Annotated in this window: 5 protein-coding genes; all 5 read right to left on the bottom strand. The window is 71.0% G+C overall.

What is annotated here, in order from left to right; translation table 11 throughout:
- Position 1 precedes the first annotated feature (1 nt).
- The 5 genes from ACFWX1_RS19595 to ACFWX1_RS19575 all read right to left on the bottom strand — a co-directional run bounded on the left by ACFWX1_RS19595 (position 2) and on the right by ACFWX1_RS19575 (position 18,251).
- Positions 2-14,593, bottom strand: coding sequence for a type I polyketide synthase (locus tag ACFWX1_RS19595; RefSeq protein WP_378389167.1), 14,592 nt, complete (start codon positions 14,591-14,593; stop codon positions 2-4).
- 40 nt (positions 14,594-14,633) lie between these two features.
- Positions 14,634-15,827 (bottom strand): cytochrome P450, encoded by a 1,194-nt coding sequence (locus ACFWX1_RS19590; RefSeq protein WP_378389165.1) that lies wholly within the window; start codon positions 15,825-15,827, stop codon positions 14,634-14,636.
- A gap of 46 nt (positions 15,828-15,873) precedes the next feature.
- On the bottom strand, positions 15,874-16,146 hold the full coding sequence (locus tag ACFWX1_RS19585) for a DUF5988 family protein (RefSeq protein ID WP_378389163.1): 273 nt from the start codon (positions 16,144-16,146) through the stop codon (positions 15,874-15,876).
- Positions 16,147-16,302: 156 nt separating this feature from the next.
- The gene (locus ACFWX1_RS19580) at positions 16,303-17,271 is read right to left on the bottom strand and encodes a Gfo/Idh/MocA family protein (RefSeq protein WP_378389161.1); all 969 of its coding nucleotides are present in this window, start codon (positions 17,269-17,271) and stop codon (positions 16,303-16,305) included.
- Positions 17,268-18,251 carry a Gfo/Idh/MocA family protein gene (locus ACFWX1_RS19575; RefSeq protein ID WP_378389159.1) on the bottom strand — a complete coding sequence of 328 codons (984 nt, stop codon included), beginning with the start codon at positions 18,249-18,251 and terminating at the stop codon, positions 17,268-17,270. Before ACFWX1_RS19575 ends, ACFWX1_RS19580 begins: the two co-directional genes overlap by 4 nt.
- Positions 18,252-18,525 lie beyond the last annotated feature (274 nt).

Raw genomic sequence — 18,525 nt, 5'->3', positions numbered from 1 at the left:
GTCAGCTCGTCTTGCCCAAAGCCCGTTGCACGAGACCCGAGATGTCCAGTGCGTCGATGAGTTCCACGTCGTCGGTGGCCGCCGCCGGCTCGGATTCCGGCGTGTCCGCACCGGTTTCCGCGTCGGCGAGGCCGAGCAGGGCGTCCAGCACGCCCGCCTCCTTGAACCGGGCGAACGGCACGGACGCGAGGACCCGCCGGAGGTCGTCCTCCCGCCCGTCCAGGCCGTCGCCGGCCTCCCGGAGGAGTTCGACGCGCAGGTAACCGACCAGCGCTTCCGGCGTGGGGTAGTCGAAGATCAGCGTCGCCGGGAGCCGCAGCCCGGTGGCCGCGTGCAGGCTGTTGCGGAGGTTCACCGCGGCCAGCGAGTCGAAACCGACCTCCTGGAACGCCTGACGCGGGCCGATGCCTTCCGCCCCGCTGTGGCCCAGCACCGTCGAAGCGTGGCCACGAACCAGTTTCAGCAGGACGCGGTTCTGCTCGGCGTCCGGTACCGCCCGCAGGGAATCCGCGAGCGACGCGGCGGTGTCCCCGTTCTCGCTGTCGTCCTGCGACGCCTGGAGGATCGCCTTCGCCTCGGGCAGCTCGGCGAACAGCGGGCTGGGCCGGACCGAAGTGAACGCGGGGATAAAGGCACTCCAGTCCATATCGGCCACCGCCACGAACTTCTCGGCACCGCCGGCCGCCTGCACCATCGCAGTCACCGCCAGCTGAGGAGCCATCGGCAGGACACCGCGACGGCGCAGCTGGGCGAGCGCGGCCTCGTCCATGCCGATGCCGATCTGATCGAGCGCGCCCCAGGCGATCGACGTCGCCTTCAGGCCGCGGGCACGGCGCCATTCGACCAGCGCGTCGAGGACGGAGTTCGCCGCACCGGACGGGCCCTGGCCACCGCCGCCCCACACGCCCGCGATCGAGGAGAACACGACGAACGCGTCGAGCGGGGTGTCCTCGAACAGCTCGTCCAGCCAGACCGCGGTGTCCACTTTGGACGTGAACACCCCGGCGAGGTCGGCTGCCCCGGTGTCGTCTACGGAGCTGGTCTGCGTGATGTCGGCGGCGTGCACCACGGCCGTGACCGGTGGTTCCGGCGCGGAGACCAGCCGCGCGATCGCGTCCCGGTCGGCGTCGGCGCAGGACTCCACCGTGATGCCCAGCCCCAGGTCGGCGAGTTCCGCACGCAGCTCGGACACGCTCTCGCCGGGCGCGTGCGCGGTGGTGGTGACGATGAGCCGTTCGGCGCCCGACAGCGCGAGCCAGACCGAGGCGTGCCTGCCGAGCCCTTCGGCACCGCCGGTCACCAGGACCGTGCCGCGAGGCTCCCATCGGCCCGCGCCGGACTCCGGCAGCGGCTTGCGGATCAGCCTCCTGCTGTACACCCCGGACCGCCGGATCGCGAGCTGGTCCTCCCCTGCGGCGCCGTTCAGCACGCCCAGCAGGTACTGCGCCGTGCGCGGATCGGTCACCGCGGGCAGATCGACCAGACCACCCCAGCGGTCGAGGCGCTCCAGCGCGACGGCTCGGCCGAGTCCCCACACCGACGCCTGCGCCGGCGCGGTGACGGTGTCCTGGATACCGATGTTCACCGCACCCGCGGTGAGACACCACAGTGGCTGGCTCGCGTTGCTGTCGCCCAGCGCCTGGACCAGCGCGAGCGTCGACGCCGTGAGCGCGGCCGGATCCGCCGTGCCCCGGTCCAGGGCGAGCAGGGACAGCACGCCCGTCAGGTCGTGCCCGGCCAGGACACCGCGCAGCCGTTCGGTGAGCCGCTCCCGGGTGCCGTCGGACTCGCCGACCTCCAGCCGGGTCATCCCGAATCCCTGAGCGGCCAGCTCCGTCAGGAGAGCGTCGACGGCGCTGTCCTGCGGACGTCCGGCCGGAACGACGACCAGCCACCGGCCGCTCGGCACACCGGTGACCTCGCGTTCGAGCGGCTGCCAGGTAACGTGATACCGCAGTTTCTCCGCGGTCGAGGACTCGCGGCGCTTTTCCCGCCAGCCCGCCAGTACGGGTACGACGGTGTCCAGGGCGCCGCGCTGCTCCGGCGCCAGTTCGAGCAGCTCGGCGAGATTGTCCACATCGGACTTCTCGACCGCGGACCAGAAGTCGGCGTCCGCACCTCCGGCTTCGCCCGCGGCGTCGGATTCCGCTTCGTGGAGCCAGAAGTGCTGCCGGTCGAAGGCATAGGTCGGCAGGTCCACCCAGCCGGACGCGGGCACGATCCGCGTCCAGTCCACGGCCACGCCCCGGACGAACAGCTCCGCCGCCGAGGTCAGCAGGCGCCGGAGACCACCGTCGTCACGCCGCAAGGACCCGGCCACCACGGCTTCGGTGTTCGCAGCGTTCTCGGTATCGTCGGTGATCTCGTTGATCGGCTGGACCAGCACCGGATGCGCGCTGATCTCCACGAACACCGTGTGTCCCAGCGTGCACAGCTCCGCCACCGCAGGGCCGAACCGCACCTGGTTGCGCAGGTTGCGGTACCAGTAGCCGCCGTCCACGACACCGGCGCCGGAGATCCAGGCGCCGATGACGCTGGAGTAGAATGGGATCGCCGGTGCCTGCGCGCCGATCTCCGCCAGTGTCTTGTCCAGGGTGTCGCTGATGTCCTCCACGTGCCGGGTGTGCGAGGCGTAGTCCACGGCCACCCGCCGCACCCGGACTCCCTGACCGGACAACGCTTCCAAAGCCTCGTCGAGGGCCTCGGCGTCGCCCGCGATCACCACCGAGGACGGGCTGTTGACCGCGGCCACCTCGACCCGGTCCGCCCACGGGACCAACCGCGCGACCGCGTCTTCCTCGCTCAACGCGACCGAAGCCATGCCGCCGCGTCCGGCCAAATCGACGGCGATCGCCTGGCTGCGCAAGGCAACCACCTTCGCGGCGTCCTCAAGGGACAGTGCCCCCGACACACACGCCGCCGCGATTTCACCCTGCGAATGACCCACCACCGCGTCGGGCACGACACCCAGGGATTCCCACACCGCGGCGAGACCGACCATCATCGCGAAACTCGCGGGCTGCACCACGTCGACCCGGTCCAGCAGATCGACATCGCCCCGCAGAACGTCCACAAGGGACCAATCGGTCCACTGCTCCACCGCCGCGGCGCACTCCTTGATCCGCTCGGCGAACACCGGCGAGGAGTCCAGGAGTTCCCGGCCCATGCCGGCCCACTGCGAGCCCTGGCCGGGGAACACCCACACGACCTTGCCCGGTTTGCCCGCGCCCCCGGCCATCACACCGGGGGCGTTCTCCCCGCGTGCCAAGGCTTTCAGACCCGCCAGCGCCTCATCACCCGAGCCCGCTATCACGACCGCGCGCTCGCCCAGCGTCGCGCGGCCCGAGACCAGCGCGCCCGCCACACCCGACAGCGACACGTCGCCCTCGATGAACGCCGCCAGCCGTCCGGCCTGCCCGGCGAGCGAACCGGTGCTGCGCGCGGACACCACCAGGGGCACCACGGGCGCCGTCTCGTCCACGGCAGGCTCGACGTCTTCGGCAGGCGCCTCCTCGATGATCAGATGCGCGTTCGTGCCGCTGGCCCCGAAGGAGGACACGCCCGCCCGGCGCGGACGGCCGGTGCGCGGCCATTCCCGCGCCTCGGTCAGTACCTCGACCGCGCCCGCGGACCAGTCCACCTGACGCGTGGGTTCGTCCGCGTGCAACGTGGCGGGCAGGACGCCGTGCCGCAGGGCCATGACCATCTTGATCACACCCGCGACACCCGCGGCCGCCTGCGTGTGCCCGATGTTCGACTTCAGGGAACCCAGCCACAACGGGTTTTCCCTGTCCTGCCCATAGGTGGCCAGCAACGCGTGCGCCTCGATGGGATCGCCCAGCGCCGTCCCGGTGCCATGTCCTTCCACAACGTCCACATCGGACGGTTCCAGACCGGCGCTCGCCAGCGCGCCGCGGATCACCCGCTGCTGTGACGGCCCGTTCGGCGCGGTCAGGCCGTTCGACGCGCCGTCCTGGTTCACCGCGCTGCCCCGAAGCACCGCCAGCACCCGGTGCCCGCGCTCGCGTGCCACCGACAACCGTTCGAGGACGACGACTCCGACGCCCTCGGCCCAGCCCGTGCCGTCCGCGCCGTCGGAGTACGCCTTGCACCGCCCGTCGGCGGACAGGCCCCGCTGGCGCGAGAACTCCAGGAAGGCGTCCGGGCTGGCCATCACCGTCGCGCCACCGGCCAGCGCCATCGAGCACTCGCCGTTCCGGAGGGCTTGCGCGGCAAGGTGAATCGCCACCAGCGACGACGAGCACGCCGTGTCCACCGTGACCGCAGGGCCCTCGAAACCGAACACATAGGACACTCGCCCCGACGCCACACTCGACGCCGTGCCGGTCATGGTGTAGCCCTGAACGTCCTCGGGCACATGGTGCAACCGGGTCACGTAGTCGTGGTGGACGATTCCGGTGAAGACGCCGATGTCGTCACCCCGGGCCGACAGCGGGTCGACCCCCGCCCGTTCCAGCGCCTCCCAGGAGGTCTCCAGCAGCAGCCGCTGCTGCGGGTCCATGGCGAGCGCCTCACGCGGCGAAATCCCGAAGAGCCCGGCGTCGAACTGCGCCGCGTCGTGCAGGAATCCGCCCGAGCGTGTGTAGCTAGTGCCCGCGTGGGCGGGGTCCGGGTGATACAGCGCTTCGAGGTCCCAGCCGCGGTCGACGGGGAAGCCGGACACCGCGTCCCGTTGCTCCACCACCAGTTTCCACAGCTCTTCGGGGCTGTCCACGCCGCCCGGCAGCCGGGTGCTCATGCCGACGATCGCGATCGGTTCGTCGGAGGCGGTCGTCGCCGTCCGGGTGACTTCCTGCCGTTCACCGAGCAGTTCGGCCCGCAGGTGAGCCGCGAGGACGGTGGGGGTCGGATAGTCGAAGACCAGCGTGCTGGGCAGGTCGATCCCGGTGAAGTCGCGCAGGCGATTGCGGAGCTTGACCGCGCCGAGGGAGTCGAAGCCCAGGCTCTTGAAGGACTGGTCCTCGCCGAACTCGTCCGTGTCGCGGTGGCCGAGCACGATCGCGGTGCTCTCCTGGACGAGGTCCATCACCACGCGGAGCTGCTCGGCCTCCGGCAGCCCGCCGATCCGGCCCGCGATCGTGTCGCCGGTGTCCACGTTCGGCATCTCCACGACCGCGCGGCTCACCGGGGTTTCGCCGAACTCGAGCCAGAACCGCTTGTGCTGGAAGGCATAGGTGGGCAGCTCGGTCCCGGCCGCCGCGCCCGGCCTGTCGAGCACGGCCGTCCAGTCCACACCCACCCCGCGCACGTGCAGCTCCGCGAGCGCGGTCACGACGTCGATGGACTCCACGCCGTTCTTGCGCAGGGTGGCCACACAGCTCTGTTCCGGTCCGCCGAGCGTGCCGAGCGCCATGGCGGCGAGCGCCCCGCCCGGGCCGAGTTCGAGGAACGTCGTGGCGCCCTGGCCACGCAGCGAGGTCACGGCGTCGCTGAACCGCACCGCGTTCCGCACCTGATCGACCCAGTATCCGGGCGTGTCGAGCTGCCCGGGTCCACCGGTCAGCGTCGACACGACGGGCAGCGAACCCTGGTGGTACGAAAGGCTTTCCGCGACCGCACGGAACTCTTCGAGCATGGGTTCCATGAGCGGCGAGTGGAAAGCGTGGCTGACCGGCAGCCGTCGCGTCTTGCGACCGCGACCCGCCAACTCGGCCGCGATGGCGAGCACGGCCTCTTCGGCGCCGGAGAGCACCACCGAATCGGGGCCGTTCACCGCCGCGACACAGACCGCGCCTCGCACCTGTTCGAGCAAGGGCGCGACCTCGTCCTCGGTCGCCTGGACGGCGACCATCGCGCCGCCCGCGGGCAGGGCCTGCATCAACCGGCCACGCGCGGCGACCAGCTTGCCCGCGTCGGCCAGGCTCAGCACGCCGGAGACGTGCGCGGCGGTGAGCTCGCCGATCGAGTGCCCGGCCAGGAGGTCCGGGCGGACGCCCCAGGACTCGAAAAGCCGGAACAGCGCGGTTTCCACGGCGAACAAGGCACTCTGGGTGTACATGGTCTGATCGAGGAGTTCGCTGTCCGCCGACCCCGGAGCGGCGAACACCACCTCGCTCAACGGGCGAGCCGAGTGCAGGTGCTCCTCCACGGCACCGCACGCGGCCGCGAAGGCGTCGCGGAAGACCGGGAACGTCTCGGCGAGGTCGCGCCCCATGCCGGCCCACTGGCTGCCCTGACCGGTGAAGAGGATGGCCAGTTTGCCCGCGACCGGCGTGCCGGACACGACAGCCGGACTCGCTTCGCCACGTCCGAAACCGCCGAGGTCCGCGGAGAGCCGGGCCCGGTCCGAGGCCACGACGACGGCACGGTGGTCGAGCTGGGCACGCGTGGTGGCGAGTGCATACGCGACGTCGGTGAGGCGCAGGTCGGTCCGGTCGCCGAGGAACCCGGCGAGCCGCCCGGCTTGGCCGCGCAGTCCGGCCGCCGTCCGCGCCGACACGAGCACCGGCACCGGCGCGCCGGACGGCTCCGGCTCCGGCGTGGAAACCGGCGGCTGATCGGGAACCTCTTCGAGGACGACGTGCGCGTTGGTGCCGCCGATGCCGAACGAGGACACCCCGGCCCGGCGCGGACGGCCATTGCGCGGCCAGTCTCTGGCCTCGGTCAGCAGTTCCACCGCACCCGACGTCCAGTCCACATGGGACGACGGACTGTCCACGTGCAGGGTCCTGGGCAGGACGTCGTGCCGCATGGCCATGACCATCTTGATCACGCCCGCGACCCCCGCCGCCGCCTGCGTGTGCCCGATGTTCGACTTCACCGACCCGAGCCACAGCGGGCTTTCCCTGTCCTGCCCATAGGTGGCCAGCAACGCCTCCGCCTCGATCGGGTCACCGAGTGTCGTGCCCGTACCGTGCGCCTCCACAGCATCCACTTCGGACGGTGAAAGTCCGGCTCCCGCCAAGGCTTTGCGGATCACCCGCTGCTGCGAAGGACCGTTCGGCGCGGTCAGCCCGTTCGACGCGCCATCCTGATTCACCGCGCTGCCCCGGACCACCGCCAGGACCTGGTGGCCGTGGCGGCGGGCGTCCGACAGCCGCTCCACGAGGAGCAGGCCGACGCCCTCGGACCAGCCGGTGCCGTCCGCGCCGTCCGCGAACGCCTTGCACCGGCCGTCGGGCGCCAGTCCGCGCTGCCGGGAGAACTCGACGAAGGTCTCCACGCTGCCCATCACCATCACGCCGCCCGCCAGCGCCATGGAGCATTCGCCCCGGTTCAGCGCCTGCGCCGCCATGTGCAGGGCGACCAGCGAGGAGGAGCAGGCCGTGTCGACCGTGATGGCGGGGCCCTCGAAGCCGTAGTGGTAAGCGATCCGTCCGGAAAGGACACTGCCGGAACTGCCGGTGAGGCGGAATCCCTCGACGCCGGACGCCTGGTGCAGCCGCAGGCTGTAGTCGTGGCTGTTGACACCGGCGAAGACGCCGATTTCCTGCCCGGCCAGGGCGGTCGGGTCGATCGCGGCGCGTTCGAACAGCTCCCAGGACGTCTCCAGCAGCAACCGCTGCTGCGGGTCCATGGCGAGCGCCTCGTTCGGCGAGATGCCGAAGAAGGCGGCGTCGAATCCGGCGACGTCGTCGAGGAAGGCGCCGTGCCGCACGTAGGTGGTGCCCTCGTGGTCGGGATCTTCGTGGTAGAGCCGGTCGGTGTCCCAGCCGCGGTCGCCGGGGAACTCGGTGACCGCGTCGACACCGTCGGCCACGACCCGCCAGAGATCCTCCGGGCTGTGCACACCGCCCGGGAAGCGGCAGGCCATCGCCACGATCGCGATCGGCTCGTCGGTCACGGCACCGGCGGGCTCGTCCGTACGAGGTGCCTTGCCGCCGAAAAGCTTGGTGCGCAAGTGCTCGGCGAGTGCCACGGGCTTCGGGTAGTCGAAGATCATCGCCGGGGAGAGGGTGAGCCCGGTCGCGGCGGCCAGCCGGTTCCGCAGTTCCACCGCGGTCAGCGAGTCGAATCCGGCTTCCTTGAACGTCCGTCCGGTGTGGACGGAGTCGGCGCCGGTGTGGCCGAGCACCTCGGCGGCGTGCCGCCGCACCAGGTCGAGCAGGGCCTCGGTCTGCTCGACCTCGTCCAGAGCGGCAAGGCGTTCGGCGAGTGACGCCGTCCCGGACGCGGCGGTGGCCACCCGTCGCCGCGCCGGGACCAGACCACGCAGCAGCGACGGTACCTCGTCCGCCGCGCGCAGGGCGGACATCTCGAACTTCGCCGCGACCAGCGCGTCCTCGGTGCCGATGGCGGCGTCCAGCAACGCCATTCCTTCGGCGGCGGTGAGACCCGCCAGCCCGATCCGCCGGTTGCGCCGCAGATCCGCGGCGCCCAGGTGCTCGGTCATGCCGCTGACCGTCGCCCAGTAACCCCAGGCGATGGACACCGCCGGCAGGCCGAGGCCGTTCCGCTGTCGCGCCACGGCGTCCAGGCAGGCGTTGGCCGCGGCGTAGTTGGCCTGACCCGGGTTGCCCAGCACACCCGCCGCCGAGGAGAACAACACGAACGCGGCGAGATCGAGGTCCCGGGTGAGTTCGTGCAGGTGCAGGGCCGCGTCCACCTTCGGCCGCAGCACGGTGTCGACGCGATCCGGGGTCAGCTCGGTGAGCACCCCGTCGTCGAGGACACCGGCGGTGTGCACCACGGCGGTGAGCGGGTGCTCGGCCGGGATCGCCCGCAGGACGGCCGCGAGTTGCTCCCGGTCCGCCGCGTCGCAGGCCGCGATGGTGACGGACGCGCCCAGCGCACTCAGCTCGTCGCGGAGTTCGGGGGCTTCGCCACGACGGCTGACCAGGACCAGATGCCGGACGCCGTGGGCGGTGACGAGATGCCGCGCGGTCAGCGCACCGAGTGTCCCGGTGCCGCCGGTGATCAGCACGGTGCCTTCGGGGTCGAGCGGGCGCGCGGCCCGCGGCGCGGAAACCCGGGCCAGCTGGGGAACCTCCGCAACGCCGTCACGCACCCGCAGCTGCTGTTCACCGCTCGCCACCACGGCAGGCAGCACGGAGCTGTCGTCGAGGTCCGCCAGCACGATCCGGCCCGGGTGCTCCGACTGCGCCGAGCGCACCAGGCCCCGCACCGCGGCCGCGCCCAGTTCGTCGCCGTCCCCGGCGAGCACGGCCAGCCGGGTTTCCGCCAGTGCGGGTTCCGCCAGCCAGGCCTGAAGCACGGCCAGCGCCGCGTTCACCGACGCGCGCGGGTCGGCGTCGATAGCTTCGTACAGCAGGACATCCGGAGCCGAACCGGCTGCGGCGACGACGTCCTCGGCGGTCTCGACGGGCACGATGTCGATGGCCAGATCCACTGTGGACAGCGGGAATTCCGTCCACTCGACGCGGAATAGGGAGTCGTGCGGCAAGGCACCGGTGATTCCCGCCTGTTCGGGAGAAAACGGCGTGCCTTGGACCGCTTCGACGATCAGGACGGGTTGTCCCGAGGCGTCGGTCAGCCGCAGGCCGTTCCCCGCTGTCGACGTCACATTCACCGCTGTGGCGCCGGATGCCAGCAGGGACACCCCGGTCCACACGGACGGAACCAGGCCGTCGGGGACGACCGTGCGGACGGCGGCGTCGAGCAGAGCGGGGTGGATTCCGTATCGGTCGGCGTCACGCAGAGCGGCGCTGTCCAGGGCGATTTCGGCAGCGGGTCCGGCGTCCGGAGAAGTCACCTCGGCAGGGACGGGCGAAAGCATGCCTTGGGCGTGCCGCGTCCACGGCGCGTCCAAGGGGGCATCCGCCGCGCGGGAGTAGATCTCGACCGACCGCCGTCGCGTCTCGTCGGGCTCACCGAGGATGACCTGAATGCTGCGGCCACCTCGCCGCAGCAGCACGACGGGCGCGTCGATGGTCAGTTCGTCGAGGACGGGCGTGGCGGCCAGGTCGCCGAGCCGGATGGCGACCTCGACGAGCGCGGCGTTCGGTACCAAGACGGCATCGGAAACCCCGTGGTCCGCGAGCCACGGATGCGTGCGAAGCGACCACCGCGACGTGGCCATGAGGCCGGCCGAGCCCGGCATGCTGACGACCGCGCCCAGCAGCGGGTGATCGGCCGTCGCCTGTCCGAGTGACGCGGCGTCCGTCCGCTCGGCACGTTCGAGCCAGTAGTGCCGGTGGTCGAAGGCGTACGTCGGCAGGTCCACCCAGCCGGACGCGGGCACGATCCGCGCCCAGTCCACGGCCACGCCCCGGACGAACAGCTCGGCCATCGAGGTCAGCAGGCGCCGCGGGCCGCCGTCGTCACGCCGCAACGACCCGGCCACGACGGCGTCGGTGTGCTCGCTGATCGGCTGGACCAGCACCGGATGCGCGCTGATCTCGACGAACGTCGTGTGCCCCCGCGCGAGCAGGTCCGCCACCGCCGGGCCGAACCACACCTGATTGCGCAGGTTGCGGTACCAGTAGCCGCCGTCGAGGACGCCGGCGTCCCGCACCCACTCGCTCGTGACGGTCGAGTAGAACGGCACGGCCGGTGCTTGCGCACTGATGCCGCTCAGGGTCTTGTCCAGGGTGTCGCGGATGTCCTCCACGTGCCGGGTGTGCGAGGCGTAGTCCACCGCCACCCGCCGCACACGAATGTCCTGACCGGACAACGCTTCCACTGCTTCGTCGAGTGCTCCGGCGTCGCCCGCGATCACCACCGAGGACGGCCCGTTCACCGCGGCCACTTCCACCCGGCCCGCCCACGGCTCCAGCCGCGCCACGGCGTCCGCTTCTCTCAGCGCAACCGACGCCATGCCGCCACGACCGGACAGCTCCGCCGCGATCGCCTGGCTCCGCAAGGCGACCACCTTCGCGGCGTCCTCAAGGGACAGTGCACCCGCGACACAGGCAGCCGCGATCTCACCCTGCGAATGACCGACCACCGCGTCCGGCCGAACGCCCACGGACTCCCACACCGCCGCGAGACCGACCATCACCGCGAAACAGGCGGGCTGCAGGACATCGACCCGATCCAGCAGGTCGGCCTCGCCGCGCAGAACGTCCACAAGGGACCAATCGACCCACGGAGCCAGCGCCGTCGCACACTCACCGATCCGCGCGGCGAACACCGGGGAAGAGTCGAGCAGCTCCCGGCCCATCCCGGCCCACTGTGTCCCCTGGCCGGGGAACACCCACACGACCTTGCCCGACGTGCCAGAGCCGGTCACCACACCGGACGTGCTTTCCCCGCGCGCCAACGCTTTCAGCGCGGCCAGCGCCTCGTCACCGGAGCCCGCGACCACCACTGCGCGTTCGTCCAGCACCGGGCGACGCGACGCCAGGGCCCCGGCCACGCTCGCGAGCGGCGCCCCGGCCGTCTCGATGAACGCCGCCAGCCGACCGGCCTGCCCGGCAAGGGAGGCCGCGCTGCGCGCCGACACCACCAGCGGTACCACCGGCGCTGTCACTTCCGGGGAAGGCACCGCCGCCTCGGCAGGCGCTTCCTCCAGGATCACATGCGCGTTCGTTCCGCTCACCCCGAACGCGGACACCCCGGCCCGGCGCGGACGGCCGTCACGTGGCCACTCCCGCGCGTCCGTCACCAGCTCGACCGCACCCGCCGACCAATCGACCTCGTGCGTGGGCTCGTCCACATGCAACGTCGGCGGCATGACGCCGTGCCGCAACGCCTGCACCATCTTGATCACACCCGCGACGCCCGCGGCCGCCTGCGCGTGCCCGATGTTCGACTTCAGCGAACCCAGCCACAACGGGCTTTCCCTGTCCTGCCCATAAGTCGCCAGCAAGGCTTGCGCCTCGATCGGATCACCCAGCGTCGTCCCGGTCCCATGCGCCTCGACGATGTCCACATCGGACGCCGTAAGTCCGGCACTGGCCAAAGCGCGGCGAATCACGCGCTGCTGCGACAACCCGCTCGGCGCGGTCAGGCCGTTCGACGCGCCGTCCTGGTTCACCGCGCTTCCGCGCAGCACAGCCAAAACCCGGTGCCCGCGCTCCCGAGCCACCGACAGCCGTTCGAGCACGAGAACGCCGACGCCCTCAGCCCAGCCGGTCCCGTCCGCCGACGAGGAGAAGGCCTTGCATCGCCCGTCGGGGGCCAGCGCCCGCTGGCGGGAGAACTCCACGAACGAACCCGGCGTCGCCATCACCGTGGCCCCACCGGCCAGCGCCATCGAGCACTCACCCTGCCGAAGTGCCTGCGCGGCAAGGTGAATAGCCACCAGCGACGACGAGCACGCCGTGTCCACCGTCACCGCGGGACCCTCGAAACCGAACACATAGGACACCCGGCCCGACGCCACACTCGACGCGGACCCCGTGGTGACGAAGCCCTCGAGCTCCGGCGAAACCACGTCACCGGACCCGTAGCCCTGGCCCATCAGCCCGGAGAACACCCCGACCTCGGTGCCCTTCAGCGAAACCGGGTCGACACCGGCGTTTTCCAATGCCTCCCACGAGGACTCCAGCAGCAGCCGCTGCTGCGGGTCCATCGCGACGGCCTCGCGCGGCGAGATCCCGAAGAACGCGGGGTCGAAATGCCCCGCCTCACGCAGGAACCCGCCCGTGCTGACGTACGAGGTGCCGGCGCGTCCGGGATCCGGGTCGAACAGGCTCTCCAGGTCCCAGCCCCGGTCGTCGGGGAACTCGGAGACGGCGTCGACGCGAGCGGCCACCAGCCGCCACAGGTCTTCGGGCGAGGACACCCCGCCCGGCAAGCGGCACGCCATCCCGACGATCGCGATCGGCTCACCCGCGTCGGCCGCCAGGACCGGTTCGGTGACGGGACGCGTGATTCCCAGGACCTCGGTCCGGAGCCGGGCGGCCAACGCCACCGGCGTGGGGTGATCGAAGACGACGGCGGTGGGCAGCCACAGCCCGGTGGCCTCCGTCAGCCGGTTGCGCAGTTCGACGATGGCCATCGAGGTGAAGCCCAGGTCGCGGAAGGCGCGGTCGGCCGGCACCGGCTGTCCCAGCACGTCCGCGGCCCGCGCACGCACCAGGTCTTCCAGCAGTTCCCGCTGCGCGCGTTCGTCCAAACCGGACAGCCGGGCACGCAGGGCCGCCGTGACGGCCTCGTCGGGCTCGCTCCGCCGATACGACGTCGGGTGGTCCGCGGCGGCGTACCGCAGACGGCCGGGCTCATCGGCGAGCATGCGCCGCTGGATCTTGCCCGACGCGGTCCGGGGGATCCGCGCGACTTCGTGGATCTGCTCCGGCACCTTGTAGGCGGACAGCTGTTCGCGGCAGCGAGCGATCAGCGCCTCGGGGTCGAAGCCGGACGGGCCGGGGATCACGTACGCGACCGGCACCTCGCCGAGCACGTCGTGCGGCGCACCGGCGACCGCCGCGTCGGCGACGCCCTCCACGGTGCGCAGTACCGCCTCGATCTCTCCGGGGTGGATGTTCTCCCCACCCCGGATGATGAGTTCCTTGATCCGGCCGCGGATGGTGAAGTAGCCGGCCTCGTCACGCCGCGCCACGTCACCGGTCCGGAACCAGCCGTCCCGCATCGCGGCGGCGGTGGTCTCCGGGCTGTTGTGGTAGCCGACCATGACGTTCGGCCCGCTGACCCAGACCTCCCCCTCCTGCCCGGCGGGGACGTCGAGCCCGGTGTCGGGATCGACGACGCGGACGCCGACCCCCGGCACCGGCAGGCCGCAGGACCCGTCGACCCTGGCGCCGTCCGGCGGGTTGATCGTGATGGCCCCGCAGGTCTCGGTGCTGCCGTAGGCATCGATCAGCGGGACCCCGAAGGTCTCCTCGAACTCCCGGCGCAGCCCGGCCGCGAGGACCGCGCCCCCGGCGAGGCCGATCCGCAGCGCGGGCGCCGAGAACCCGTGCTGCCGCGCGGCCTGCACCAGGTGGTGGTAGGTGGCGGGAACACCGGCGAGGAACGTCGAATCGTTCTCGCGGAGGGTCCGGATGACGTCCTCCGCGGAACTCCCGTTCATGATCCGCGCGGTGGCACCGACCACGGTGACCGAAAGCACGCAGGCGATGTGCGAAAGGCTGTGGAACAACGGGAGCGGCCAGAGCACCCTGTCCTGCTCCGTCAGGCCCGGGATCGGCACGTAGCACGAGGCGACGGAGAAGAGGCAGTTGCGCTGCGTCGACAGGACACCCTTGGGCCTGCCGGTCGTCCCCGACGTGTAGAACATCCAGGCCACGTCGTCGAGTCCGAGGCCGTCCCTCGCGGGCTCGCCCGGTTCGCTGACCGCGAGTTCGTCGTACGAGTGGGCTCCCGCCGGGGCCTCGCCCGTCACCAGCAGTGTGGCCCCGGGCGCCGCGGCCGCCAGCCGATCCGCCTGCGCGGAATCGGTGATCACCACCAGCGCGCCGCTGTCGGCCAGCAGGTACTCCAGTTCGGCGAGCGACGAAGCGGGGTTGAGTGGCACCCCGACGCCTTCGGCACGCACGATCGCCAGGTAACTCTCCACAGTGGACACACTGTTGCCGAGACAGAGGGCGACCCGGTCGCCGTGCCCTACCCCGAGGCTCGCCAGGTGCCCGGCCAGCCTGCGCGTCCGCGCGTCCAGTTCGCCGTAGGTGACCGCCCGGCGGTCGTCTTCGAACGCCACTTTGCCGGGGAAACGGGTCGCATGCTCGCCGAGTGCGACCGGAAGTGGCCTGATGAGATCGGTGCGCACGGTGCCGCAGATCCTTTCGGCTGTTCGACGGGAAGACCGGTCACCAGGAGACGGGCAGGTTCTTCACCGCGAAGACGGAACCCTTGAGCCGCAACGGCACCTCGTCGGCCGCGACCGCCAGCCGAAGTTCCGGAAACGCGCGGAGGAGCGCCGAGAAGCCGGCGCGGAGTTCGATGCGCGCCAGGTTCTGGCCGAGGCACTGGTGAATGCCGAAACCGAACGCCACATGGCCCGAGGTGTCGCGCTCGATGTCGAGCTTCGCGGGACAACCGAACTTGGCCGGGTCACGATTGGCCGCGGGCAGCGAGACCGTGACCGTGTCCCCCTTCTTGATCACCTCGCCGTCCAGCTTGATGTCCTCCAGCGCGGTGCGGTAGGTGTGGTACTGGTTGACGGTCAGGTAACGGAGGAGTTCCTCGATCGCGGCGTCGAGTTTCGCCGGGTCCGCGCGCAGCGACGCCAGCTGGTCCGCGTGGTGCAGCAGCGCGAAAACACCGACGGCCAGCGCGCTCTCCGTGGTCTCGTAGCCCGCGAACAGCAGCAGCGTGACGATGTTGCGCAGCTCTTCGCCGGTCAGGTCCTCGTCGGTGAGCAGGGCGCTGATGAGGTCGTCTTCCGGCTTCTTCCGGCGCCGCTCGATGACCTCGTCGAAGAACGCCCCCGCCTGCTGGTAGGCGGCCGCGGCCTCCGCCGGGTCCGCTTCCGCGTCGTGCAGCAGGGTGACCGCGTGCAGGTACCGATCACGCTCGTCATAGGGCAGGCCGACCAGCGCGGACAGCACCCTCAGCACGAGCGGCTTGGCGAAGGTCCCGACCAGATCGGCGGGAGCGCCGTGCGCGCGCATGGCGTCGATCTGCTCGGCGGCCACCTGCTCGATGTGCGCGGTCAGCCTGCTCGTCCGGCGGACGGTGAACTCACCCGTCAGCAGCCGGCGGTAGCGGGTGTGCTCGGGCGGGTCCATGTGGATGAACATCCCGGGAATCAGCGGGCTGGCCGGGATCACCTGCCCCTGGTGCGTCACCGGGAAATGACCGATCTCGCAGCTGTGGCTGAACCGAGGGTCGCTGAGGACCTCGCGCACCAGCTCGTAGCTGGAAACGATCCAGCCGACGTGCCCATCCGGGTAAACCATCTTCGCGAGCGGACGTTCTTCGCGCAGAGAGCCGAATACCGCGGGAGGATCGAACTTGTCGGTCCGCGCCCACGGCACCTCGAAGGATATTGCGTCGGTCATGGAATCCTTCCCCTGCGAGATGATGTTCGGATACGCGGCGAGCCTTTTACTCGGCGATCTTCGTGCGATGTGTCCAGCGGAAAACCGCGATATCACCGCCGTCGCCGGCCTGACGTTCACCGTCATGGACGAAATGTTCGTACCCGGCGCCGTAACGGATTTTGAGGGTCCGGTCCAGTTCGCCGGCGTCGACACTGCGATCCGTCGCCGCCAGCTCGGCCGGTCCACCGCTCAGCGTGATTTTCACCTGCGTAACACTCATCGCGATCTCCCACTTCCGACGATTCCGGTCCGGCTGTTTCGAACTCTCGGCGGACACAGTCTTCGAATTCTCAATTCAGCGTAGGCGGGCCATACCGGACAGACATCCCTCAGCCTGGTAGAGCCCTGCGCGGGGGCACCTCGGCAGCAGCGAAAGGGGACTTTCCTTCTCTGTCACGAGAGGAAAGTCCCCTTCACATCGGGGCAGGCGCGTTCAGCTCCCTGGCGGAACGACCAGTTCGACGGGCTGGCCGAGGTGCGCCGATTCGTAGGCCGCCTGGATGATCCGCGTCGTCCGCAGCACGGCCCTGCCGTCCGGGCCGATCCCCGCGCCGGTCTCGACCGTGCCGAGGAAATCCTTGAGCAGCAACGAATAGAGGTCTACGCCCAGTTCTCGCCGCTCCCCGCCGCTGGCGGCGTCGAAACCGCCGAGCAGCCGCGGAGAAGCGTTGTACTCCACACTCGCCTTGTCGCCGATGAACGTGACCAGAGGCCCATCCATCGCCGACAGACTCCAGCCGCAGTCGAACGAGGCGACCTGCCCGCTCCGGTACCGCACGGTGACGATCGCGGCGCTCTCGACACCAGACCGTCCATTGAGGACGTTGTTCGTCTGCGCGTAGACCTGCTGCGCGGGCTCCCCGTCGAGTACCGCGTCCACCAGGTCGAGCAGATACGGCGCGTTGGCGCCCAACGCGCCACCCTCGGTGCCCGGCCGGGTGTTGTACGACCCCAGCACGGTCGTGAGCGCGCCGACCACGCCGTCGGCGATTCCCTTGCGTACCGTGGCGAAAGCCCCGCCGTGGCAGGCGGGAGACGCGAAGGTGAGCCGGACACCCCCGCTGTCGCAGGCGTCCACCATGGCCTTCAGGTCCGTTTCCTTGGCAGGCGGCGGGTATTCGCACAGCACCCGCGCCCGGAACCCGGCCGCCCGCTCGACCAGTTCCCGGCGGCGGTCGGCCCCGGCGGTGACCACCACGGCCGCCGGGCGCGGCGCGAGCAGTTCGTCCCAGCTGTCCACATAGGACACGCCGAGCCGCTCGGCCACCGCCCGGTCCCGTGCGCGCTCCTCCGGCGCGCCGTCCGGATCCGCGGCGACCAGGTCGACTCCTGGCATGTCCCGCAACAGCCGGGCGTAGGTCTCGGCGCGCTCGTGCGCGAACGAGAGGATGGCGACCTTCACGCGGCTCCCTTCACCGGCAGTTCCACAGCACGCCCCGTCCACGCGGACTCCGCCGCGGCCTGGGTGATCCGGACGGCGGCCAGCGCGTCCGCGGCACCGATGCGCGGCTCGGGCCCGCCCGCGAAGGCCTGGGCGAACTCGCGCATTTCGGTGGCGAACACCGAATCCCCGGCGTACCCGAAGTTCCCGGCCTCGCCATCGGACACCCGGACCTCCTGGGGCCACTCGGAGTCGTAGCTCACGGTCCCGCCGGTGCCCGAGACGTGGAAGGTCACGCGGACGGGCGGTTTCGGCGTGGCCGTCCACCGGCTCACGATCCGGCTGAGCGCTCCGCCGGCATGAGTGAGGACGACGGTGCCGGTCGCGACGGCTCCCTCCGGTGCCGGAGTCGCGATCTCGCCCTGGTAGCAGGCGTGCACGCGCACGACGTCCCCGAAGACCCAGTGGGCCAGATCGGCGCCGTGCAGCAGCTGATCGGTCAGGATGCCGCCCGCCCGCGCGGACACGTGCCCGGTCCAGGGCCGCGGGTGATACGCGGAGAAGGAGAACCGGCCGACAGCGGCGTCGCCGACCCGGCCGGCCGCCACCAGCTCGTGGAGCCGGGCGTACGCCGGAGCGAACCGGACGTCATGGGCGGGGTAGAGCCGCACCCCGGCCCGCTCCGCCGCGGCGACGATCTCCTCGGCCTCCTCGATACTGGCCGACAACGGTTTCTCGCACACCACGCCCACGCCCGCGGCGATGGCGGCCATGGCTATCTCGTGATGACTGCCCGTCGGGGTGCAGATATCCACGGCGTCCGCGCCGTCCAGCGCCTCGGCGAGCGAGCCGACCGCCTTCGCCCCGAACTCACGCGCCACGTCGGCGGCGCGGCCGTCGTCGGCGTAGACCCGGACAGCGGCCCCGGCGCCGATCCACGCCTCCAGGTGCAGACGGGCGATCAGCCCCGCGCCGATCAGTGCCACTTCGAGCTGCCGCATGGACTTCCTCACCGATCACGGACGGCAGCCGCCGGGCTGCCGACGCCTTGGCGTTCCGAGCCCGATCAGACTCGCCCACATCCGCTTGCCGGAGCCATAACCAACGTGGGTAGTTCGAAAAGCAGGCAGGTCGCACGGTGGTTCGGCACTCCTGCCGCCGAGGGACGCCCCGACGCTCTCGACGCCAATACCGTCCACAAAGGACGCAAACCTGGTCGAATTGCCTGATTTTTCGCTCGTTGCCTGCCTCTTCAAGTCCGGCGCGGGTGAGGCT

Origin of the sequence: Amycolatopsis sp. NPDC059021 (assembly GCF_042739895.1) — a bacterium.
GTDB lineage: Bacteria > Actinomycetota > Actinomycetes > Mycobacteriales > Pseudonocardiaceae > Amycolatopsis.
Note: the sequence above shows the minus strand (reverse complement) of the source record. Positions and strands in the feature narration are given on the sequence as shown.

Bases quoted from the DNA above. Each gene is read 5' to 3' on its own strand.
- ACFWX1_RS19575 (WP_378389159.1), bottom strand. From the start codon at position 18,251: ATGCGGCAGCTCGAAGTGGCACTGATCGGCGCGGGGCTGATCGCCCGT.
- ACFWX1_RS19590 (WP_378389165.1), bottom strand. From the start codon at position 15,827: ATGACCGACGCAATATCCTTCGAGGTGCCGTGGGCGCGGACCGACAAG.